Below are 22,442 nucleotides of genomic sequence, written 5' to 3'. Positions count from 1 at the left end.
GGAGTGGGGATGACCAACACCCCGTCGCGGGCGGCGATGGCGGCCAAGGCCGCGCTCGGCACGCTGGAGTCCCCGAGGGCCCGCTTCCTCTTCCAATGGTTCCTCCCCGCCCTGTTCATGGCCGGCGGCGGCTTCCTCATCTACATCGCGGGCGGGGCGATCCTGGCGGGCGTGTGGAAGCCGGTCCTGCTGCTGGTCCTGGGGGCCGGCCTGCTGGTCGTTGCGGCGTGCCTGTTTGCGATGTTCGGCCGCCGCCGCGCTCCGGAACTCGCCGACGCGGTCTCCTACGGCCTGGCGGCCGTCCTGATGTCGTCGGGAACCGCGGTCGGCCTGCACGTCTGTCTGACCGGCGGGAGCGTCGAGACCCGAAGCGGCGATCTGGTCTCCGTCCGGGAGAAGGACAACGGCGTGGCGCTGCGGCTGGCGGACGGGACGGACTACGACTGGTCCTGCAGGCGCCCGTGCGATCCGGCGCCCGTGCTGGCGCTGGCCGACAGGCTGCCGGCGAAGGTCGTGGTCGGCGCGTCCGGCTCGACGGTCCTCTCGCTCCAGGTGGACGGCCGGCCGCTGCTCGATGCGGCGGCCGAGACCGCGCGCCATCGCCAGGACATGGGCGCGCTGGCGATCTTCTGCGGCCTCAACGCCCTGCTTTGGGGCGGTCTCGCCGCCAAGCGGCTGCGGGACCGGGCGAGGCGCCTGCGCGCCGCGGGCTAGGTTCCGGCCGAGGGCGAGACGGGCGCCGGCGCCAGGGCGAGCTCAGGCTCGGGCTGGAAGGCGGGCGACGGCCGGGCCGCGGGCCGGGTCGCCGTCCTGGGCGCCACCGCCAGGGCCGGGAGGCCGGCGATCTCCGGCTGCTCCAGCGTCGCTGCGAAGCTCGACAGCTCGCGCGAGGACAGCCGGCGAGAGGTGAACACCGCCAGCGCCGGCGCCAGCAGCAGCGGCACGACGACCGGGGCGAAGGCGATGGACAGGTCCGGGCGGATGCACAGGCCGGCGACGAACCCGGCGCCGATCACCATCTGCAGGCGGGTCGCCTCGAAGGCGTCGCGCCAGGCCAGGCCCGCGCGGTCGCGCTGCTGGACGCCCCAGCCCACGTCCTTGCCGCGCAGCGTCTGCAGCACCGAGCGGGTGTTGGCCACCATCAGCACCGGCGCCAGGGCGGCCGACAGCAGGATCTCGACGGCCAGGCTCTTCACCACCGCCGCGCCGCCGCCGAACGCCCGCCGCTCGCCTCTGCGGCTGAGCACCAGCGCCGCGCCCATCAGCTTGGGCCCGATCAGCAGCAGCACCGACAGCAGACTGGTCAGCATGAACGGCGAGAAGCGCGGATCGAGGAAGTAGAAGAAGGAGGCCCAGTCCACGGGATTGCCGAGCTGGCTCGCCAGACCCAGCGTCAACGCGGTCAGCCACAGCGGCGAGCAGATATAGGCCAGGCACCCCAGGAACAGCTGCAGCCGGCTGATCGGGTGCAGGCCCCGGGCGCCCAGCAGGCGCAGGTGCTGCAGGTTGCCCTGGCACCAGCGGTGATCTCGACGCATGAACTCGAGGATGTTCGGCGGGGTCTGCTCGCAGCTGCCGTCCAGAGCTGCGGTCAGGTGCACGCCCCAGCCGGCCCGGCGCAGCAGCGCCGCCTCGACCACGTCGTGGCTGAGGATGTGGCCGCCGAACGGCCGCTCGCCCGGCAGGATCGGCAGGCCGGCGGCGGCCGCGAAGGCCTTCACCCGCACGATGGCGTTGTGGCCCCAGTAGCTGGACTCGGAGCCGGTCCACCAGGCCAGGCCGGCGGCGGCCACCCGGCCGTACATCTGCACGCCGAACTGGCAGCCCCAGGCGAACAGGGTCTTGGCGCCGACGATCGTGGGCGTGGTCTGGATCAGGCCGACGTCCGGATGGCGCTCCATGGCGTCGACGAGCCTGAGGACCGTCTCGCCGGCCATGCTCGAGTCGGCGTCCAGCACGATCATGAAGTCGTAGGCGCCGCCGAACCGGCGCACCCAGTCGCCGATGTTGCCGGCCTTGCGTTCGATGTTGTTGGTGCGCCGGCGCAGGTAGACGCGGGTGTTCGCGTCGGCCGAGAAGTCCCAATAGGCGGCCCGCTCGGCGACGGCGATCTCCTCGGACCGGGTGTCGCTGAGCACGAAGATGTCGAAGGCGTCGGCCACGCCCAGCCGGCCGAGCGCGGCGTCCAGCGCCTGCAGCCGGCCGAAGGCGGCGGCGGCGTCCTCGTTGTAGAGCGGCATCAGCAGCGCAGTGCGGGTGGTCGGCGCGGCCGGCCGGGGCGAGAAGGCCAGGTCCTGCTGCTCGCGGCCCTTCGCCAGCACCCAGAAGCCGGCGGCGGCGCTGCAGAACCAGCAGCAGATGCAGGCGGCCAGCAGGAGGAAGAGCGAGAAGCCGACGGCTTCGAGCGTCTGGAACCCCTCGCGGGCGTAGAGGAGCCAGGGGCCCCAGGCCATCAGCGCGGTGAGCGCCAAGGTGGCGGCGAGCAGGCCGATGCGCCGGCCGGCGACGCCCGCGGGCGAGGTCGACGGCGCCGGCGCGAGGTCGGGCCCGTCCGCGTCCAGCCGCTGCCGCGGCATGGCCAGCGGGGCCTCCTCCGGCAGCTCGGGCGTGTCGGCCCAATGGGACGCAGGTGCGATTTTCGTCGCCAGGATGCTCATCTTCTGCTCGACCCAAATCAGCGCCGGTTGAATCGCCCGACCCGTGCTGCAGCGCAGCATCCGCTTTACCCCAACGGGTTCAAACACGAAACCGTGATTTAATCGCTAATCAGCCGATTGTGGCGGAAGCTTGGGCGATCGGCGCATTCGGCGCCTCGGCCCTCAGGCGGCGCTCGAGCAAATACGCCGCGACCCCCACCCAGCCGACGAGGACGACGGCGTAGGCGCGTTCCCACAAGCCGACGTTGGCGTCGTTCACCAGTCCCGGGAACACGAGGTGCTTGGTGATCACCGTCAGGACCGCCATCACCACGAACACCGCGCCGAGGAACAGCTTCAGGCCCCGCAGGTCCCGCCGGCCCCAGAGCGCCCACAGCAGCAGCAGCGGGGCGAGCTGGATGCCGAGCGCCAGGTTGATCGCCAGGTGCCGCGGGTCCGGCCAGGGGTAGAGCGCCGCCGCCGCCAGGCCGCAGCCCGCCAGCACGAAGACCACCGCCGTCAGCCCGCCCAGGATCCGGGCGCCGGTCAGCGCCAGGACCGAGAGCCCCAGGCCCAGGCCCGCCAGCCCGGCCAGCACGGCGGCGGCCAGCACGCCGGTGTTGAAGATCAGCGGATTGGCCGCCGAGGGACCGCCGAGCTCGCTCAGGTACTGCCGCGAGTGGTCGAGGTCCGGATGGGCCAGCGCGGCCATCGCGGTGAAGGCGGCGGCCAGCACCGGCGCGGCCACGCCGAAGCGCAGCAACACGCGCCGGCGGGCGAACCGCATCGGCGGGGCGCTGTCCGAGGGCTTCAGCCCCCAGACCGGACGGATGAGCGGGATCCGGCGCACGACCTCGTAGACCAGCAGGCTGCCGCCCAGGGTGACGGCGACCAGGATCATCGCCTCCAGCGGCGCAGGCAAGAGGGCCGGCCTCAGGAACCAGACGGCGATCACCAGGATGGTCTGGTGGGCCAGGTAGCAGGGGAAGACCGCGTTGGTCAGGTAGGTCAGCAGCGGCGTGTTGGCGCCCCGCAGGTGGCGGCTGGCGAAGCCCAGCACGGCGGCGATCACCAGCCACTGGGCCGCGCCGTAGGCGGCGTTCTGCGGGACGCCCCAGAAGGCGCCGCCGCCCGGGTGGAAGGCCTGGGCGATCATCACCGCCGAGGCCGCGGCGGCCAGCGCCAGGCTGGTCCCGCGCAGCCGCTCCAGCGTGGCCCAGACGCTCGGCCGGCTGACCATCAGGTAGCCGAACAGGAAGGCGCCGAGGGACTGGGCGTGGTTGTACCAGTCCCAGGTCAGGCGGTTGGTGATCCCGACCCACGGGTAGATCAGGATCCGCACGAGGACCAGGTAGGCGATCGGGACCCACAGGACGCCCCAGCCGCGCAACGCCCGCTCCAGCCCGTCGCCCAGCCCGGCGGCGAGCTGCGGCCGGGCCATCAGCGGCACGACCGCCAGGGTGTAGGCCGTCAGATAGACGAGGAACCACAGGTGGTTCACCGGCACGCTGTCGGCCACGCCCGCCGGGCTGAACTCCTGCAGCCACCAGTGGAAGAAGTCGCCCGACCAGTAGCCCTTGTCGGTCGCCTCGATGAACGACTGCGGCGGGATCAGCACCAGCGTCCCGAAGATCAGCGGCGGCAGCAGCCGCTCCATGCGCGCCGAGGCCACCTCCCCCGCCGTGCGCCGGCGGGTCATGAACCGCAGCGCCGCGCCCGAGACCAGGAACAGCAGCGTCAGCCGCCAGGGGCTGGAGAGCAGCAGCGCGCCCTCCATCCAGCCGAACCGATGGGTGCTCTGGATGTGCCAGTCGTAGGGCGCGTAGACGAGCCCGACGTGGAACAGGATCAAGAGGGCGAAGGCGCCGATGCGCAGCCAGTCCAGGTCCGCCCGCCGCCCGCCGGACAGGCCGGCGAGGTCGCGGGAGGCGGGCGGCGCCACGGTATGGGGGACGGCTCGGCTCATGGGCGAGCCCCCGACACAGCGCCTCGCCGCGCCGCGCGCAAGCCGGAACGGCCGCAAGCCGCCGCCCGCGCGCAGACTGACCGCCAGGCAAGCAGGGTCCGCCTCATGTGGGCCAACGCCGCACCCAGGCTTCGGAGACAGCCTCGCCGGTCCTGACCAGCCGCGCGCGCAGCTCGCCCGCAGGGGCGTCCTGCCCGTTGTATTCGAAGGCCACCCGGGCGCCCCGCCGGTTCGGGTTGGGCTGCAGGGTCACGTGGCGCACCGCGCCGGCGCTGACCGAGACGTCCGCCGCGAGTTCGGCGAAGTCCGCCCCCTCGACCGGCCCGAAGTCGACGACGAAGCGCCGCCAGGGCTGGGCGTCGCCCCGCCCAGCGCGCCAGCCGGCGACCGGCGCGAGCGGCCGGGCCGCTGGGATCGCGGCCGACCAGTGCAGCCGATAGGCGTAGGCGAACGGCCGGCCGGCCGGCGGCGGCGAGGCCGGACGCCAGGAGGCGACGATGTTGTCCTCGCCCTCGCCTCGGGCCGGCAGCTCCACCAACTGCACCGCGCCGGGGCCCCAGTCGCCCAACGGCTCCACCCAGGCGCTCGGGCGGCGGTGATAGTGGGCCTCCAGGTCATGGTAGGCCTCGAAGCTGCGCTGGCGCTGGGTGAGGCCGAAGCCCCTGGCCCGCGGCTCGTCGATGCGGCTGACCTGCACGCTCGGCGGGTTGGACAGCGCCCGCCACTCGCGCTCGCCCTCGGCTCTGGCCAGCAGCAGGCCGTCGGAATCGTGCACCTGCGGCCGGAAGTCGTCGAAGGCGTGCGCCCCGCCCGGCCCGTAGAGGAACATGCTGGTCAGCGGCGCAAGGCCCGCCCGGCCGAGCGGCGTGCGCGGAAAGAGGGTCGCGGCGACCTCGAACACGGTCGGCTCGCCCGGAGCGATGGTGAACTGGTAGGCGCCCGCCAGGCTCGGCCCGTCCAGCAGGGCGTGGACGGTCAGGCTGGCCTGCCCCGGCGAGGGCCGCTCGACGAAGAAGGCGCGGAAGGCCGGGAACTCCTCCCCGGGCTCCCCCGAGCCGACCTCGATGGCCCGGGCCGAGAGGCCGTAGACGCCGCCGCGCGGAACGGCCCGGAAGTAGCTCGCGCCGAGGAAGACCGCGAACTCGTCGTACCAGGCCGGATCGTTGAGCGGCGCGTGGATGCGGAAGCCGGCGAAACCCGCATCGGCGGACAGCGCCGCCTCGTCCGCCGTGCCGGCGATGAAGTAGTCGGGCCGGTAGGCGATGGGCCGGATCTCGCCGTCCACCACCTCGTAGAGCTCGACCGGCCGGGTGTGCAGGCCCCCGCGCGGGAACATCTGCAGCTGGAACGGCAGCCCCAGGTCCCGCCAGATCGCCATCTCCGGCCGGAAGCGCAGCGCGCGGTAGCCGTCGTAGTCGAGCGCCGCCAGCTCCGGCGGCAGCGGCGCGGACGGCGGCGCGTAGGGGCGGCGGGCCAGCGCCTGGGCCTTGCGGCGCACGGCCTCGGCGGTGCGCGAGGTGCGGGCGGCGGCGGCCGTCGGCCAGGCCGCGACCGCCGCCAGGCCGATCAGCAGATCGCGCCGCGCAACACCAGGCTGCTCAGGCCTCGCTTCCACCGACATCCATCCTCACGCCGCCGTGATCGCGCACGGTCGGGCGGTGAGGACCACAACATGGCCTGAGATGCAATCTCCCAGATGCCGCGGCGGAAGGTGACAGGTAGGGCCTGCCGGCCCAACCAGCCACCGACGGCCATTGGTGACCGGTTGAGGCGCAGCCTCTACCTGTCGCCCCTTACCGTCACCCCCGCGCCGCCGCCTCCAGCGGAGCGATGTCGAGCTTGACCATCTTCAGCATCTGCTCGGTCACCCGCTTGGCGACGGCGGGGTCGGGATCGCTCATCAGCTCGCCCAGGCGCTTGGGCGCGATCTGCCAGCACAGGCCCCAGCGGTCGCGGACCCAGCCGCACTGCTCGACGGTCCCGCCTTTCTCCAGGGCCGACCAGAGCCGGTCGATCTCGGCTTGGTCGTCGCATTCCACCATGATCGAGAAGCTGTGGTTGAAGGGGTCGAGCGGCCCGGCCTCGATGGCCATGTAGCGCTGATCCCCAAGGGTGAACGAGGCGATCTTCACGCTGCCGGCCGGTCCGCTGGGGGTCTCGGCCGGAATGGTCGTGATCGACTCGATAGCCGAGCCGGACACCAGCCCGGTGTAGAAGCGCAGCGCCTCCTCCATGTCCTTCTCGAACCAGAGGTGCTGAGTCACCTTCATCATCGCGTTCTCTCCGTTGGTCTCGGCCGAGCGGCCATCCTGCGCCCCGACGAGGAGCGCTTCGACCCCAGGACGAACGGGGCGGACCGATCCCGACAATCGGTCCGTCAGGAAGTTCGCGCGCTGCGTTCGGCGATCAGGATCCCGGTCAGGACCAGCACGAGGGCCGCGGCGTGATGCAGGCCGAACGGCTCGGAGAGGATCAGCACCGCCAGCAAGGCCCCGAAGATCGGCACCAGGTTGATGAACAGGCCCGCCCGCCCCGGGCCGATCAGCTCGACCGCCCGCATGTAGAAGACCTGGGCCACGAAAGACGGCGCGAAGGCCACGTAGGCCAGAACCGCCCAGCCCTTGAGGCTCGGCCAGCCGCTGGCGCCCGCCGCGATCTCGCCCGCCAGCAGCGGCAGGGAGGTGACGAAGGCCGCCGCCGCCAACCCTGCGAAGAAGCTCAGGCCCCCGACGCCGGCCCGGCCGCGCAGGGCCAGGGTGTAGCCGGCGTAGAGGACGCAGGCGATCAGCATGAACAGGTCGCCGAGGTTCAGCCTCAGCCGCGCGAGCGAGGCCAGGTCGCCATGGCTCGCCACCAGGGCGACGCCGACCAGGGTCATGGCCATGCCCACCCCCTGCCCCGGCCGGACCGGCGTGCGGTGGAGCATCAGCGCGCCGAGCATCACCAGCACCGGGATCGACCCCTGCAGGATCGAGATGTTCACCGCGCTGGTGTGGTGGGCGGCGAGATAGAAGAGGGCGTTGAAGGCGGTGAAGCCGCACGCGCCCATGGCCAGCGCGATGCGCCACTGGGTCTTGGCCTGCGAGAGCGCCACCGCCACCTGGCCGCGCGCGAAGAGCACCAGAGCCGCCAGCACCAGGCCCCACCGACCGGCGGTGAGCGCCATCGGCGCGATCTCGCCGACCGCCAGGCGCCCCGCCACCGCGTTGCCGCCCCAGGCGAGCGTGGTCAGGACCAGCAGCGCGTAGGGCTGGTCGAGCAGTCGGGACAGTCCGGAGGCCCGCGGCGGGGCCGGCGCCCTCTCAGCCATGGATCCTCCGCGGGTGAGAGGGCGGGATAAGGCGCCGCCGGGCGCCCCGTCCAGGGTTCACGCTGGCCGGCGCGCGTCCGCTTGGCCGATCGCGTAGCGCACGAAGGCGCGGGTGGCGGCCACGTCGGCCGGATCGGCCGGGAGGCCCGCGGTCGCATCGTCGCCCTTCTTCAGCGCCTTCGCGCGGGAGATCAGGCCCCGCCACGCCGGGTCCAGCGCCCCCTCCGCCCAGGTCATCGCCTGCTTCTTGGAGGTGACCTCGCCGGTCTCCAGGGTGTGCAGGATGCGGCAGAACAGGCCGACCCAGAAGGCCTGCCAGGCGACCAGGTGCATCGGCTCCAGGCCCACCGCGACGCACAGGTCCATGGTCGCCCGGACCTCGGCCTTGAGCGCCTCCGGCGGCACCGGGTCGATCAGCGTCTTCGGGTCGGGGCCCGCCAGCGTCACGCCCTTCTCGCGCAGGCACCAGCGCACAACCTGGCTGTTGTCGTGCTCCGAGCGGACCAGGGTCTTGGAGCCGTGGTCCAGGTACCAAAAGGGATAGGCCTTGGGCGGGGCGCCGCTCATGCCCGGATCGCCCCAGTCGTCCGGCCGCGGCTCGCCGGGCGGATCGCGCGGCGTCGTCGAATACCGCCGCAGGATGGCCTTGGGCGCATAGGAGCCCTCCAGGCCGTTGCGCCAGTAGGGCGCCGGCAGGGTGTGGATCTCCGCGTGCAGGGCCTGGAGCCGGGCCAGCTCGGCCGGGGACAGGTCCTCGTGGGTGACGACGATGAAGTCGCAGTCGCTCCAGGGCGTGAAGTCGCCGACGGCGAAGGAGCCCTGCAGGTAGGCGCCGAGGAAGTTGTCGCTCAGCGCCGCCTGGGCGCCGGCCAGCAGGTGGGCGAGCACGCCGTTGAGTTCGGCGTAGGGGGTCGGCGCGAAGGCGTCCGAATGGGTCATGGGATGTGTCCGTGAATGCGCGTGCGGCCGCGGCGCGCGCGGCTCGCGAGGGGCGGACCCGGCGGGTCCGGCGGATCGGAGGCCTCAGCCCCTCAGGCGCTCGGTACACATGGGATGGAGCCTAAGCCCTACCGGCCCAGCCAGTCCAGGATCTGGTTGGTCGCGAACGCGCCCACCGCGAAGGCCACGACGACGATCGCGGCGGTGACGAGCGGCGTCGCCCCCGCCAGCAACGCGGTGGAGACGAAATAGGCCGCCGCAGCGAGGACGACCCCGCCGGCGAACACGGGCAACACCCTGGGCATCGAAAAAGCTCCCGAACTCCGGGGCTTAGCATTCATCCCGGCGGTGTTCGGAATGAGACGCGGCGGGGCTGTGGAGCGCAGGATCCTCCCCCACAGGGGGAGGGGGACCGCGAAGCGGTGGAGGGGGTTCCACGCACCGAGGTTGGCGCCCTGCGCTACCAGAGCCAGCGCCTGTGAACTCCCTCAGTCGCTACGCGACAGCTCCCCCTGTGGGGGAGCATCTTGCGGCCTCAGCCCCCCTTGGTCCGCTCCACCCAGCGCCGCACGCGCGCCTCCAGCACCGGCAGCGGCAGGGCGCCGCCCCCCAGGACGACGTCGTGGAAGGCGCGGATGTCGAACTTCCCGCCCAGCGCCTTCCGGGCCTCCTCGCGCATCGCCTGGATGCGGATCATGCCGACCTTGTAGCTGGTCGCCTGGCCGGGGTTGACGAGGTAACGCTGGATCTCCGAACGGATCGCCGCCTCCGGCTGGGCCGAGTTGGCCATGAAGTAGGCCACCGCCTGCTCCTGGCTCCAGCCCTTGGAATGCATGCCGGTGTCGACCACCAGCCGGATGGCCCGCCAGATCTCGCCCGAGAGCCGGCCGAAGTCGTTGTAGGGGTCGGTGGCGAAGCCCATCTCCTTGGCCAGCTTCTCCGAGTAGAGCCCCCAGCCTTCCGAATAGGCCGTGTAGTCGTACTGGGTGCGGAACTTCGGCAGCCCGGTCAGCTCCTGGGCGATGGAGATCTGCATGTGATGGCCCGGCAGGCCCTCGTGGTAGGCGATGTTCTCTAGCTGATAGGTCGGCATGGCGTTCATGTCCGACAGGTGGGCGTAGAAGACGCCCGGCCGCGAGCCGTCCGGCGTGCCGGCGAAATAGTGCTGGGCGCCGCCCGGCTCCTCGCGGAACGGCTCCACCCGCTTCACCACCAGGTCGGCCTTGGGCAGGATGCCGAAATACTCCGGCAGCTTCTTCTTCATGCCGGCCAGGTAGGCGTCGGCCATGGCGATGTACTGCGCCCGCCCCTCGTCGGTGTTGGGCAGGTAGAACCGCTTGTCGGTGCGCATGAAGACGAAGAAGTCCTCGAGCGAGCCGGTGAAGCCGGCCTTGGCCTTCACCGCCTCCATCTCGGCCCGCAGGCGAGCGACCTCTGAAAGACCCAGGTCGTGGATCTGGTCGGCGGTCATGTCGGTGGTGGTCTGCAGGAAGAGCTGCGCGTCGTAGTAATCGCGGCCCTGCGGCAGGGCGTGGACGCCCTTGGCCTCGGGCGCGGTCTTCTCGCGGTCGGCCTTCAGCCAGGCGAGCAGCCGGTCGTAGCCGGGCTTCATCTCGGCGGTCATCGCCTCGGTCAGCTCGCGGGTGAAGGCGTCGGCCTGGCGCTGGTCGATCTTGCCGGCCTTCAGCAGGGCCGCGATCTTGGCCTTGCCGTCGGCCAGCAGGGCCGAGTCCTCGCCCGGGCCGAAGGGCGCGCCGCCGGTCACCCGGCCCACCTCATCGATCGAGCGGTCATAGGCGAACCTGGGCATCCGCACCCCGCCCTCGGCGGCCGCCTTGGCGCGCACCAAGAGCTGGTCGAGCGCATCGTCCAGCTGGCGGACCCGGGCGATGTAGGCGGCCATGTCGGCCGGCTCGTCGACCCGGTGGAAGTTGATCAGGAAGTTGGGAAGGCCGGTGTGGGCCCCGCCGCGGGCGAAGATGTAGCGGTGGCGGCGCCACTTGTTGGCCGTCTCGGCCCGGTCCAGCTCCAGCGCCCAGACCTCGAAGCTGGTCCGCGCCTCCTCGTCCAGCTTCGCCAGGTCGAACCGCCGCTTCATCTCGGCGACGCTGGCCCGCCGCCAGGCCAGCAGCGCGTCGGCGCGGGCCTCGCTGCGGTCGGTCAGCTTGTCGTAGTGGTCCTTGCGGCCCTGCATGGTGAGCCCTTCCGGGTCCATCTGCAGTTCCTGTTCGTACTGCTGATCGAGCCAGGCGGTGAGCGCGCGGCTCTCGCTGGTCGCCTGCGCCCCGGCGGGCGCGGCCGCCTGCGCCAGGACCTGCGGCGCGGCGCCCATGAGCGCCACGGCCAGACCGATCGCGATGGCTCTACGCATGAGCAACGCCCCTCCATGACTGGCCGCAGATTGCGCGGAATCGTCCGGAAGTCGATGCGGGCGGCGGGGCCGAGGGTGGACAGCGGCCGTGAAGCCTGAACCTAGGACGATGACCTCAACGTTCCCGAGCGTCGCCAAGCGGCCGCTGCATGTCCGAGCGCCCGGGGCCGGACCGAAGCCGTGCAAGGTCTGCGGCTCGTCCGCCGAGTTCTTCGGGGTGCAGGACTTCAACCGGTCCTGCGAGGAGGTCCGCGGCCAGACGCTGCCGCCGTCGGGCCTCGCCATCGCCTACCGCCGATGCGGCGCCTGCGGGTTGCTGTTCACAGACGCCTTCGACGACTGGTCGGACGAGGACTTCGCCGCGCACATCTACAACGCGGCGTACGGGGAGGTGGACCCCGATTTCGAGGTCAAGCGGCCGGTCAGCAACGTCGCGGCGGTCGCCCCGGTGTTCCAGGCCGTGAGGGAGGAGCTCGAGATCCTCGACTACGGCGGCGGCAACGGTCGCTTCGCAGAGGAGATGCGCGGCGCCGGCTATCCGCTGACCCGGACGTACGATCGCTTCCATCCGGCCCACTCCGTCCGTCCCGAAGGCCGGTTCGGGCTCGTCACCTGCTTCGAGACGATCGAGCACATGCCCGATCCGGTGGCGGGCGCGGCGGACATCGCCGCCTTCGTGGCGGACGACGGCCTGCTGATCATCTCGACGCTGCTGCAGCCGCCGGACATCGAGCAGCAGCGGATGGACTGGTGGTACATCGGCCCTCGCAACGGCCACGTCACCCTCTTCACGCAACAGGCGCTGGCGGTCCTGTTCGCCCGCTACGGCTTCCGCGTCCTGCGCAGCGCCAACGCCAACCTGCACCTCCTCTGCCGCCAGGTCCCGGACTTCGCCCGACACCTGTTCGCGCCGGGGACGCAGTAGGCCTCGCCGTTCCTTTCCCGCGCAGCGGGAGAGGAAGGAGGGTCTCCTACCCCGCCGCCGCCGCCTTCCACTTCGCCAGCAGCTCGGCCTCGCGTTCAGGCGTCAGGCCGGCCCGCAGCTTGGCCTGGCGCTCGGCCGGCAGGGTGCGGAACCAGGCGAGGGTGTCGACGGCGGTGCTGGAGAGGGGGCGGAAGGTCAGGCCGCGCGCCAGCGCCTTCCTGATGTCTCTCCGGGCGAAGCCGGCCATCTCGCCCTGGGCGGGGACCCAGACGGGCAGGTCGCTCCAGGGGGCGACGCCCTGTTCGGCGAGGAACTTGGCGGACACCCAGGTGAGCCTGGCGCTCGACGGGATGGACGAGGCCATCCCTCCTAGCATCTCCTTGATGGTCAGCGGCTCGGCCGGGCCGGTGGCGTTGTAGGCGCCCGCCGCGCCCTGCTCGGCCATGCGCACGGTCCATTCGGCCAGGTCGCGGGCGTCGATGAACTGCACCGGATCGGAGCCGTCGCCGGGGGCCAGCACCTCGCCGCCGCGGGCGATGCGCACCGGCCAGTAGGTGAAGCGGTCGGTGTCGTCGCCGGGCCCGACGATCAGGCCGGGCCGGATGATGGTCACCGCCCCCTCGCCGAACTGGCGGATCGCCTCGCGCTCGCTGGCCGCCTTCAGCGGCCCGTAGAGAGCGCCGCCGCTGGCCTGCAGCGTCTGCATGGTTTCGGCCAGCGGGTCCTGGCCCTCGTAGGGCGCGAGCGCGGCGCTCTCGTCGGCGGGGGCGTCGTTGGCCGCGTAGGCAGAGAGGGTGGAAATGAAGACGTAGCGCTTCACCCTGCCCTTCAGCGCCTGGCCCGCGTCGCGCACCCAGAACGGCAGCGTCGTGGGGTTGTCGATGCAGACGTCCCACTCCCGGCCGGCCAGCGCCTTCAGGTCGCCGGTGTTGCGATCGCCGGTCAGCTCCTCGACCTCGCCGGGCCAGTCCTGGGGCCGCCGGCCGCGGTTGAAGAGGGTGATCTTGTGCCCCCGCGAGAGGGCGTAGCGGACCTGGTGCGGCCCCGTGAAGCCGGTGCCGCCGAGGACCAGGATGCGCAGCGGTTTCACCGGCTCGGCCGCCAGCGCCATCCCCGGCAGCGCCAGCGCCCCCAGCTCCAGCAGTCTCCGACGCGTCGTCCCCATGCCCGATCCTCCAGCGGCCGGCTTGGCCATGCCGCCACTCTAGCCGGGATCGATCCGCCGAAAAGCGCCGGCGCGCGGGGCGGGACAGAGCTTCGACATCGGAGTTAGGCTTCGCTGCATGAGCCTCGCCCATCCCCTCGACCGGCCGGCCTGGTCCGCGCTCACCGGCCGCTGGTCGGACCTGACGCTCGCCCACGGCGGCGCCCGCCGCCTCGCCCCCGAGTTCGGCCTGTTCGCCGCCGCGCCGGACGCGGGCGCAGCCAGCCTCGCCGACCTCGGCGCGCTGGTCCGTGCGCACGGGGAGGTCGGGCTGATGGAGTCGGAGGCCTGGCCGGCGGCGCCGGGCACGACGGCCACCAACGCGGTCTGCTGGCAGATGGTGGCGCAGTCGCCGCCGCCCGCTTCGGACCCCGGCTTCGAGATCGTCCCGCTGACGGATGCGGACGCGCCGCAGATGCTGGAGCTGGCGACCCTCACCAAGCCGGGTCCGTTCTTCAGCCGCACGCACGAGCTGGCCGAGTTCATCGGCGTGAAGGTCGGCGGCCGTCTGGTCGCCATGGCCGGCGAGCGGATGCGGACGGCGGGCTTCAGCGAGGTCAGCGCCGTGTGCACCCATCCCGACCATCGCGGCCGCGGCTACGCCGCCGCGCTGATGAGCCGGGTGGCCGAGCGGATCCTCGCGCGCGGCGAGACGCCCTTCCTGCACACCTATGCCGACAACGCCGGCGCGATCGCCCTCTACGAGCGGCTGGGCTTCGCCTTCCGGCGGGAGATCATCCTCACCTTGCTGGCGCCCGCCTGAGCCCGGACATGCGAACGCCGGCCGCGGCGGGCGCGGCCGGCGTTGTCTCTGCGCCGCGGGCTGGGCGGCGCATCAAGCCTCGGGACGTCTAGCAGGCGTACCGGCGCTTGATGGTCATCCGGCGACCGGTGTACGGGTCGCGGACCCGTTCGCGGACCACGCAGGTCCGACCGCCATAGCCGTAGCTGTAGGTCGGCGCGTAGCCGTAGGGCGTGCCGTAGCTGTAGGGCGTGCCGTAGTAGCCGCGGCCGTAGTACGGATCCTGATAGTAGCCGCCGCTGTAATAGCCCCGGTTGCGGCTGTTGCCGGCCAGGGCCGCGCCGATCGCCAGGCCGGCGACGCCGGCGACGATGGCCGCGGCGGCCGCATCGTTGTCGCGATCGCGGTCACGGTGGCGATAATAGCTCTGGGCGTTCGCGGACGTCGCGCTGGCCGCGACCGCGCCGCCGAAGGTGACGGCCGCCATGGCCGCAACTAGGGATTTACGCATCTGACTCTGCCTCCTGTCCTCGGCCTTGGTGCGCCAAGGGCCGGACTTTGAGGAAAAGTTAACAAACCGGCCTGAACCCCTGCTGAACGCCACAGTCAGGTTGCGCCGCCGCAACGTCAGGCCCCATGCTGGCGCTCAAACCGCCGGAGGGGACCCATGGCCATTTCGCTCTACGACGTCAGCGTGACCGGCTATCTGCAGACCCTGCATGCCGTCGCCGGCTTCCTCGACAAGGGCCTCGCCCACCTGCAGGCCGAGGGCAAGGACCCCGACCAGTTCGTCGAGACCCGGCTCTATGCCGACATGCTGGACTTCCGCTTCCAGATCGTCTCGGTCGCCCACCACTCGATGGGGGCCATCGAGGGGGCGAAGTCCGGGGTCTACAGCCCGCCCGCGCCGAAGGGGGAGAACTACGCCGGCCTGCAGCAGCGCGTCGCCGACGCCATCGCCGGGCTGCAGGCGCTGTCCCGTGAAGAGGTGGAGGCGCTGGCAGGAAAGGACATGGCCTTCGTCATGGGCGAGCGGCGGATCCCCTTCACGGTCGAGAACTTCATCCTGTCGTTCTCGCTGCCCAACTTCCATTTCCACGCCACCACGGCCTACGACATCCTGCGCGCCCACGGCGTCCCGCTCGGCAAACGCGACTATCTGGGCCGGCTGCGGATGAAGACCTGACCGCCACCGGAGCGCGATCGGCCGTCGGTGACGCAACCCCGAGGCGCGGGAATCGGCGGTCGCGGCAGGTTCGCGGCGGCCTCGTCTTGACGTACCGGCGCCCCCTCCCGCAGTTTTGACCAAACAACCACGTCTCTCCGCGTGAAGGAGGGCGGATCGCCGTGGCCGCGGCAGGAGGAGGACCGTTGAAGATGGCGTCATTGCGCATGCGCGCGCCCGCGTCCCAGTCAGTGAACCGCGGGTCCTGGTCCGAATGACCGCCACGGCCATCACGTCGACCGAGCGCAAGCTCGGCGCCGGAACCAAGCTCCTCTACGCCCTCGGCGCCACGGCCACGAGCCTGAAGGCCCGGGCGCTCTCAACCTTTCTGCTGATCTTCTACAACCAGGTCGTCGGCCTGCCGCCCAAGTACGTGGGCCTGATCCTGATGGTGGCCATCGTGGTCGACGCCGTCGTCGATCCGCTGGTCGGCCAGATCTCCGACAACTTCAAGTCACGCTGGGGCCGGCGTCACCCGTTCATGATCGCCGCGGCCCTGCCCTATCCGCTGGCCTTCTTCCTGTTGTGGAACCCGCCGACGGACTGGAGCGACCCGATGCTGCTCGGCTGGCTGGCCGTGCTGCTGATCGGGGTGCGGATCCTCGACACCTTCTTCGAGCTGCCGCACCAGGCGCTCGCGCCTGAGCTGGCGTACGAATACGACTCCCGCACCCGGCTGATGGCGCTGCGCCACTTCTTCACCGTCATCGGCGGCCTGGGCATGCAGGTCATGGCCTACCGGGTGTTCCTGAAGGAGAACCCCGACGGCTCCGGCGGCGTCCTGGCGAGGGACGGCTACTTCCTGTACTCGCTGGTCGGGGCGCTGATCATCTTCACGACCATGGTCATCTCCACCCTGGGCACGCTCAACCAGGTGCCCTACCTGCGCCAGGCGCCGGCCCGGAAGGTGAAGCTGAAGGTGATGGCGCGGGAGGTGATCCAGACCCTCTCCAACCGCGCCTTCCTGGTGATCACCGGGGCGGCGATGTTCATCTCCATCGCCGTGGGGGTGCGCAACGGCCTGGAGCTCTACATCGGGCTCTACTTCTGGAACCTCACCCAGCCGCAGCTCGCCACCCTGGCGACGGTGAGCGTGACCGGCGGCTTCATCGGCACCGCGCTGGCCCCGATCGTGGCCTCGAAGCTCGGCAAGAAGATCGGCCTGATCACGGTGTTCGGCACGGCCGTGCTGGTGCACGTGACGCCCGTGTCCCTGCGCCTCCTCGGCCTGGCGCCGGCCAACGGCACGCCAGAGCTGTTGATGCTGATCTACGGCGAGGAGATCATCAACTCGACGCTGGCCGCCGCGACGGGCGTGATCCTGGCCTCCATCGTGGCCGACGTCGTGGAGGACGCCGAGGTCAAGACCGGCCGCCGGTCGGAGGGACTGCTGCTCTCGGCCACGGCGCTGGTGCGCAAGATCGTCTCCAGCGGCGGGCCGTTCATCGCCACCATGGTGCTGACGCTGGTCGCCTTCCCGATCGGGGCCGAGCGCACCGAGGTGGCGCCGGAGGTGCTGCACAGCCTGGGCATGGCCTATGTGCCGACCATCCTCGGCCTCTACGGCGTGGCCATCGCCGCCCTCTTCATGTTCAACATCACCCGCCAGAAGCACGAAGAGAACCTGCGCACCCTGCGCGAGGCCGCCGCCTTGGCCGAGAACGTCTCCACCACCGACGAGCCGGAAGGCCCGGTCCCGCCGGTGCCCGCCCCGACGCGGCGGGGGTAGCGCTCCCTCCTGTCCCCCGAGCAAAGCCCGAGGGGAGAGGTCGGGTGAGGGGTGGAGCGGCCTTAGGGCGGCGAGGCGGCCGATCGAGTGCGGCGCGGCCGCGGGGCGACTCGTCCAAACATCCGGGGTGGCGCCAAGTCTGCGCCGCCCCTCTCCCTACCTCTCCCCTCGCGCTTCGCGTCGGGGGAGAGGAGATTACGGCGCCGACCCGGCGCTCGCGCCGCCGGCGGCGGCCTTCTCCCTGGCCGCGGCCTCTTCCACGCGCGCGCCGCGCAGGATCCCGGGCAGGGCGTAGTTGCCCTCGTGGCAGGCGTATTCGTAGATCGGCTCGGGGAAGTGGGCGAACTCATACTCGCCGCTGAACGGCTGCTCCCACACCGTCGGGTCCTCGATGGTGTAGCGGTAGTGGATCCGGTCCGGCGCCACGCGGGTGAACCGCTCGGTGACCTTCAGATTCTCCCAGGCGCCGCGGTAGGCCTGCCGGCGGGGGATGTTGGTGGTCTCCACCACCAGGGTGTCGCCCTCGTACCAGCCGATGGAGTCGCCGAACCAGGGCCGCACGCCGTCGGTGCGGTGCTTGGCGTTCAGGCGCACGATCCGCATGTCGTGGACCATCTCCACCAGGATGCCCACGTGCTCGGGCCCCTGAACGAAGGTGTAGTTGTTGTTGTAGAAGCCGTTGGGCAGCATCGGCGGGCCGCCGTTGCGGCCGAACGAGATGATGCACCGCTCGCCGAGCCCGCGGGTCTCGTAGCTGTCGAACGAGCCGGGCCGCGCGCCGCCGGGCGCCGAGGCCTGGGTCAGGCCGCCGAACCCGCGCTCGGGCGGGGCTCCGGGCTTGCGCGCCGGGACCTGGCCGTCGGGCGTCAGCAGGAAGGACGTGCGCGGCTCGCCGCCGACCCGCATCACGCTAGAGCCGGGATCGAGCCAGCCGCGGTTGTAGCCGCCGACCGCCCCGCCGGCCGCCGACTGCGGGGTGTCGGTGCGCGGCGCCTCGCCGCCGGCCGCCGGCGGCGGGGCGTTGGGATCGGTGGGCCGGTTGCCCGCCTCGACCAGCTGGGCCGCGCGCCCCTCCAGGGCCTTCACCTCGTCCTCGGTGTAGGCCAGCCGGTCCTTGAGCGCCGCCGGCCGGCTCTCCCGGGTGAGGGTGGCGTTGGTCCAGTTGCCCGACAGGTCCGGCTGGCCGAAGGCGTTGCGCGGCGCCTTGTAGGCGGAGGGCTTGGCCTGCGCCGCGGCCGGCGGGGCGGCGACCAGGGCCAGCGGCGCGGACGCCAGGCAGGTTCCGAGGGCGAGGATGAGGGCGCGCTTCAAGGTGTCTTCTCCCGGGGCGTCGCGGTCTGGCGCCGCGATCGTCCCTGGATTGTAGGAAGCGCTGACTACTGGGGCAACGGTCCTCGTAACCCCGGTACGGCAGACCCGAGGGCCATCTCGAGAAAGACCTCCCCCGCCGGGCGGGGGGAGAGGTCTGGATTAGGGCGCCGAGCCCGCGCCGGCCGCAGGCGCCGCCGCCGCCTTGGCCTTGTCGGCCTCCTCGACGCGGGCGCCGCGCAGCATCCCCGGCAGGGCGTGGTTGCCCTCGTGGCAGGCGTATTCGTAGATCTGGCCGTCCAGCGGGCTGAACTCGTACTCGCCGCCCCAGGGCTGGTCCCACAGGGTCGGGTCGTCGATCGTAAACTGGTAGTGGATCCGGTCCGGCCCCACGCGGGTGAACCGCTCGATGACCTTCAGGTTCTCCCAGCTGCCGCGATAGGCCATCCGCTGCGGGATGTTGGTGGTCTCGACGACCAGGGTGTCGCCTTCCCACCAGCCGATGGAGTCGCCGAACCAGGGCCGCACGCCGTCCTTGCGGTGCTCCTTGTCGTTCAGCCGGATGATCCGCAGGTCGTGGACCATCTCCACCTCGATGATGAAGTGGTCCTTGGTCTGAACGAACTGATAGTTGTTGTTGTAGAAGCCGTTGGGCAGCATCGGCGGCCCGGCGTTGCGCCCGAACGACAGGATGCAGCGCTCGCCCAGGGAGCGGACCTCGTAGCTGTCGAAGGGGCCGATCCGGCCGCCGCTGGCGACGATCCGCGCATAAGGGTTGGTCGGCGCCGGCGCGCCGGCCTTGCGGGGCGGCGGCTGCCCGTTCGGCGTGGTCAGGATCGAGGTGCGCGGCTCGCCGTTCACCCGCATGACCCGCGAGCCGGGCTCCAGCCAGCCGCGGTTGTAGCCGCCCACCGCGCCGCCCGCGGCGGCGAAGGCGGGGTTGATGGTCTGCGAGAGCTCGCCGCCGACCTTCGGCGCGCCCTCGTTGGGGTCGGTGGGGGCGTCGGCGGCGGCGGCCTCGGCCGCCTCGGCGCTCTCGATCTTGGCGACCTCTTCCTCGGTGTAGACCTTCTTCTCGCCGAGCGCGGCGGGCCGCGTCTCGGGGGTCAACGACACGTTGGTCCAGTAGCCGGCCAGGTCCGGCTGGCCGAAGGCGTTGCGCGGGGCCTTGTAGGCCGAGGCCTTAGGCTGGGCCGCCGCCTCGAGGGCGAAGGCCAGCGGCGCCGCCGCCAGACAGGTTCCAAGGGCGAGAATTAGGGCGCGCTTCACCGCAGCCTCCGCGAATTAAGCGCCGCGGCCTCCCGCGCGGCATACCGGTTTTACGAGAGCCCGGCGCCCGCGGCAATGGCCCTCGGGCAGGCGGCGGGCCCAAAGAAAAAGGGCGGCGGCGCTGTGCGCCGCCGCCCCAGTCGGGGAGCCCGAAGAGCTCTCTCGGAGACTAGAACCGGTACTGCAGCTCCACCCCGAAGGTGCGGGGCTGGACCAGGCCGCGGGTGATGGCCACCCCGGTCTGGCGCAGGTAGGTGGTCGAGCCGACCGTCAGGCCCGGGTTCGGGCTGGCGAACACCGCGGTCGGGTTGGTCGAGCCGGTGGAGGTGAAGGCCTCCTCGTCGAAGGCGTTCTTCACGAAGGCGATCACCGAGTAGCGGTCCTCGCCGTCGTTCCACAGGGCCCGGAAGTCGGCCGTGCCGTAGGCCTCCGCCTCGAAGGCGGGGTTGTCGAACGGCTGGTAGATGGTCGAGTCCGTCCAGGTGTAGGTGCCCGACAGGATCAGGCTGCCGGCCGTGAAGTCGAAGGTGTAGTTGGCGTTGAACGCGAACTTGTTCTCCGGCGACTGGTAGAGCTTGGAGCCCTTCAGGTCCTGGAAGACCAGCAGCACGTTGTTGGTCACCGCCGTCCCGCCGCTCGGCCGGGCGCTGGGCAGCAGGGCGCTGGGGTCGGCCGGGTCGTAGAAGCAGCAGCCTTCGGTGATCTCGGTGTGCAGGTAGCCGTAGGAGGCCGACAGCTGCAGCGCCGGGCTGACCTGCCACATCGCCTCGAGCTCGAGGCCGTAGGCCTCGGCGTCGACGTTGACGAAGTTGTTGGCCGAGGCGGTGCCCGCCGCGTTGAGCTGCTGCAGGTTGAGCTGCAGGTCCTTGTAGTCGTTGAAGAAGGCCGAGCCGTTCAGCTGCAGGCGGCGGAAGAAGGTCTTCTTCAGGCCCACTTCGTAGGCGTTGACCGTCTCCTTGTCGGCCTCCGGCTGCGGGGCCAGGGTGCCGAGCAGGAAGCCGCCCGACTTATAGCCGCGCGAGTACTTGCCGTAGACCAGGGTGTCGGGATCCGGCGTCCAGTCGAGGTTGACCACGCCGGTGACCGCGTCCCACTCGTTGTCGAGCGTGCGCGAGTTCTGCACGCCCGGCGTCGACGGGTCGAGGTCGGTGGAGACGTCGAACGCGAACATGCCGCCCAGGGCCGGACCGAACGCGCCGGCCGGCGAGAACATCACCAGGCGCTGGCTCTCGGTCCCGGTCTTCTGGTCGAGGCTGTAGCGCAGGCCCGCGGTCAGGGCGAACTGGTCGTTGAACTCGTAGGTCGCCTGGCCGAACACCGCGTAGGCGTCGGACTCGAGGTAGGCGTTGCCGTCGACGAAGTTGCGCTCCGGGTTGGCCGGGGCGGCGATGCACCCGGCGGTCGGGCTGAAGTAGCAGGGCGCCGCGAGCTGCGCCTGTTGCGGCGCGGCCAGGTGGATCCGCTGCCGGTACTGCTCGTGGTACTGATAGAGGCCCACGATCCAGCTCAGCGGGCCGTCCGTGTTCGAGGTCAGGTTGATCTCGTTCGAGTAGTACCTTTTGTGCTCGTCGAAGTCGGTCGTGTAGTCGGTGAAGATCGGCACGGTCGGGGCGATCGGCAGGAAGATCGCCGAGGTCCGGTTGGTGGCGTCATAGTCGCCGCCGGTCTGGTAGTTGTACTGCTGGAAGCCGCCGATCCACTTCAGGTCCGCGAAGCCCAGGTCGTAGGTGACGTTGGCGATCACCACGTGGTTGCCGCGCAGGGCGCCGTAGCCGTCGCGGTTGGTGTTCTGGACGTAGGGATCGGTGACGCCCGGGTTCGGGGTGGTGACGCCGTACTGGGCGTTGGTCACCAGGCCGCCGATCGGCTGGAACATCCGGGTGGTGTCGTACGGGGTGACCTGGTTGGCCAGCCGGTCGCCGACCCCCATGGAGTCGTCCCAGTTCGAGCGGTTGTAGCGGAGGAAGACCTCGGTGCGGTCGCCGAGCTCGGCCTCGAGCTGGGCCTCGAAGTAGGTGCGCTTGAACGCGGCGCCTTCGTTGGCCCCGCCGATGTTCTCGATGAAGCCTTCGCGCTGCCAGTCCTGCGAGCCGCCGACCTTGACGCGGAGGTTGTCGGCCAGCGGGATCGAGACCACGCCTTCGACCTTGGTGCGGTCGTAGTTGCCGACCGCCACGCGGACCTCGCCGCCGAAGTCGTGCGCCGGGCGGCGGGAGACCTGGTTCATGGCGCCGCCGATGGCGTTGCGGCCGTAGAGGGTGCCCTGCGGGCCCCGCAGGATTTCGGTCCGCTCGATGAACAGCGGCGACTTGAACAGCTCCGACGACGAGGAGGAGTAGAAGCCGTCGGTGTAGCTGGCCACGCCGGGATCGTTGCCGACGTAGAAGGTGTTGCGGCCGGCGCCGCGCAGGCTGACCCGGTCGGTGCCGGAGTAGTTCATGCCCGGCGTGAAGTTCACGAAGTCCTGGATGCCGGTGATGCCGACGACGTCGCGCTGTTCGGAGGTGTAGGCCGAGACGGCCACCGGCACGTCGTTAAGCGCCTGCTCGCGCTTCTCGGCGGTGACAACGATCTCCTCGAGCATGAAGTCGTTTTCGTCGATCGGCGCAGCATCCTGCGCGAAGGCCGAGTGGGCGAGCGTCATGGCGGCCGCGGAAGCGGAAAGCGCCAGCCAGGTGCGGCGGCGCGCAGTCAGTTCGATCATCAGTTCATCCCCAAAGCGCGCCGATAAGCAGGCCGAGGGAGCGGCTTTGCTGTGCGCGCGGTGGGCGCCGTCTAACGATCGTTCGAATTCATCGCCAGCACAAAGTTCAACACG

18 protein-coding genes are annotated in these 22,442 nt (G+C 71.2%); 5 read left to right on the top strand and 13 right to left on the bottom strand.

Going from position 1 to position 22,442, the window contains the following annotated elements; genetic code table 11:
* Positions 1-9: 9 nt before the first annotated feature.
* On the top strand, positions 10-714 hold the full coding sequence (locus tag ACFSC0_RS11345; protein ID WP_377282822.1) for a hypothetical protein: 705 nt from the start codon (positions 10-12) through the stop codon (positions 712-714).
* Here ACFSC0_RS11345 and mdoH read toward each other — a convergent pair.
* The 8 genes from mdoH to ACFSC0_RS11305 form a co-directional block, all read right to left on the bottom strand.
* Positions 711-2,657, bottom strand: a complete 1,947-nt coding sequence (mdoH, locus tag ACFSC0_RS11340) for a glucans biosynthesis glucosyltransferase MdoH (RefSeq protein ID WP_377282823.1) — start codon at positions 2,655-2,657, stop codon at positions 711-713. The genes ACFSC0_RS11345 and mdoH overlap by 4 nt on opposite strands.
* 109 nt (positions 2,658-2,766) lie before the next feature.
* The gene (locus ACFSC0_RS11335) at positions 2,767-4,602 is read right to left on the bottom strand and encodes an acyltransferase family protein (protein WP_377282824.1); all 1,836 of its coding nucleotides are present in this window, start codon (positions 4,600-4,602) and stop codon (positions 2,767-2,769) included.
* A gap of 103 nt (positions 4,603-4,705) precedes the next feature.
* Entirely contained in the window at positions 4,706-6,217 is a 1,512-nt protein-coding gene (locus ACFSC0_RS11330; RefSeq protein ID WP_377282825.1) for an OpgD/OpgG family glucan biosynthesis protein, read from the bottom strand.
* Positions 6,218-6,401: 184 nt separating this feature from the next.
* On the bottom strand, positions 6,402-6,875 hold the full coding sequence (locus tag ACFSC0_RS11325) for a VOC family protein (protein WP_377282826.1): 474 nt from the start codon (positions 6,873-6,875) through the stop codon (positions 6,402-6,404).
* Between the two features lie 104 nt (positions 6,876-6,979).
* On the bottom strand, positions 6,980-7,912 hold the full coding sequence (locus ACFSC0_RS11320; protein ID WP_377282827.1) for a DMT family transporter: 933 nt from the start codon (positions 7,910-7,912) through the stop codon (positions 6,980-6,982).
* Positions 7,913-7,969: 57 nt separating this feature from the next.
* On the bottom strand, positions 7,970-8,851 hold the full coding sequence (locus ACFSC0_RS11315) for a nucleotidyltransferase domain-containing protein (RefSeq protein WP_377282828.1): 882 nt from the start codon (positions 8,849-8,851) through the stop codon (positions 7,970-7,972).
* A gap of 128 nt (positions 8,852-8,979) precedes the next feature.
* Positions 8,980-9,156 (bottom strand): hypothetical protein, encoded by a 177-nt coding sequence (locus ACFSC0_RS11310; protein ID WP_377282829.1) that lies wholly within the window; start codon positions 9,154-9,156, stop codon positions 8,980-8,982.
* 230 nt (positions 9,157-9,386) lie between these two features.
* A complete protein-coding gene (locus tag ACFSC0_RS11305; protein ID WP_377282830.1) occupies positions 9,387-11,222 on the bottom strand; it encodes a DUF885 domain-containing protein in 1,836 nt (611 codons plus the stop codon).
* Positions 11,223-11,331: 109 nt separating this feature from the next.
* Here ACFSC0_RS11305 and ACFSC0_RS11300 point away from each other — a divergent pair, with 109 nt between their 5' ends.
* Positions 11,332-12,147: a class I SAM-dependent methyltransferase gene (locus ACFSC0_RS11300; protein WP_377282831.1), complete on the top strand. Its 816-nt coding sequence runs from the start codon at positions 11,332-11,334 to the stop codon at positions 12,145-12,147.
* 46 nt (positions 12,148-12,193) lie between these two features.
* Here the strand turns inward: ACFSC0_RS11300 and ACFSC0_RS11295 are convergent, their stop codons facing one another.
* Complete coding sequence (locus ACFSC0_RS11295) at positions 12,194-13,342, bottom strand: NAD-dependent epimerase/dehydratase family protein (protein ID WP_377282832.1); 1,149 nt, start codon at positions 13,340-13,342, stop codon at positions 12,194-12,196.
* Between the two features lie 88 nt (positions 13,343-13,430).
* Here ACFSC0_RS11295 and ACFSC0_RS11290 point away from each other — a divergent pair, with 88 nt between their 5' ends.
* Entirely contained in the window at positions 13,431-14,114 is a 684-nt protein-coding gene (locus ACFSC0_RS11290; protein ID WP_377282833.1) for a GNAT family N-acetyltransferase, read from the top strand.
* Positions 14,115-14,202: 88 nt separating this feature from the next.
* On the opposite strand, the gene ACFSC0_RS11285 is transcribed toward ACFSC0_RS11290, so the two are convergent.
* A complete protein-coding gene (locus tag ACFSC0_RS11285; RefSeq protein ID WP_377282834.1) occupies positions 14,203-14,604 on the bottom strand; it encodes a hypothetical protein in 402 nt (133 codons plus the stop codon).
* 156 nt (positions 14,605-14,760) lie between these two features.
* Between ACFSC0_RS11285 and ACFSC0_RS11280 the strand changes: the two genes are divergently transcribed.
* Both ACFSC0_RS11280 and ACFSC0_RS11275 read left to right on the top strand, forming a co-directional pair.
* Positions 14,761-15,279, top strand: coding sequence for a DUF1993 domain-containing protein (locus ACFSC0_RS11280; RefSeq protein ID WP_377282835.1), 519 nt, complete (start codon positions 14,761-14,763; stop codon positions 15,277-15,279).
* A 253-nt stretch (positions 15,280-15,532) separates the two neighbouring features.
* On the top strand, positions 15,533-17,047 hold the full coding sequence (locus ACFSC0_RS11275; protein ID WP_377282836.1) for an MFS transporter: 1,515 nt from the start codon (positions 15,533-15,535) through the stop codon (positions 17,045-17,047).
* A 195-nt stretch (positions 17,048-17,242) separates the two neighbouring features.
* On the opposite strand, the gene ACFSC0_RS11270 is transcribed toward ACFSC0_RS11275, so the two are convergent.
* From ACFSC0_RS11270 to ACFSC0_RS11260, 3 genes are all read right to left on the bottom strand, one after another.
* Positions 17,243-18,358, bottom strand: coding sequence for a hypothetical protein (locus ACFSC0_RS11270; RefSeq protein ID WP_377282837.1), 1,116 nt, complete (start codon positions 18,356-18,358; stop codon positions 17,243-17,245).
* Between the two features lie 159 nt (positions 18,359-18,517).
* Positions 18,518-19,624 (bottom strand): hypothetical protein, encoded by a 1,107-nt coding sequence (locus ACFSC0_RS11265; protein ID WP_377282838.1) that lies wholly within the window; start codon positions 19,622-19,624, stop codon positions 18,518-18,520.
* Between the two features lie 169 nt (positions 19,625-19,793).
* Positions 19,794-22,328 carry a TonB-dependent receptor gene (locus ACFSC0_RS11260; RefSeq protein ID WP_377282839.1) on the bottom strand — a complete coding sequence of 845 codons (2,535 nt, stop codon included), beginning with the start codon at positions 22,326-22,328 and terminating at the stop codon, positions 19,794-19,796.
* Between the last annotated feature and the right edge of the window lie 114 nt (positions 22,329-22,442).

The sequence above is a fragment of the Phenylobacterium terrae genome (assembly GCF_042681205.1).
In the GTDB taxonomy this organism is placed as follows: Bacteria; Pseudomonadota; Alphaproteobacteria; order Caulobacterales; family Caulobacteraceae; genus Phenylobacterium; species Phenylobacterium terrae.
This window is presented reverse-complemented; position numbering and strand designations above follow the sequence as displayed.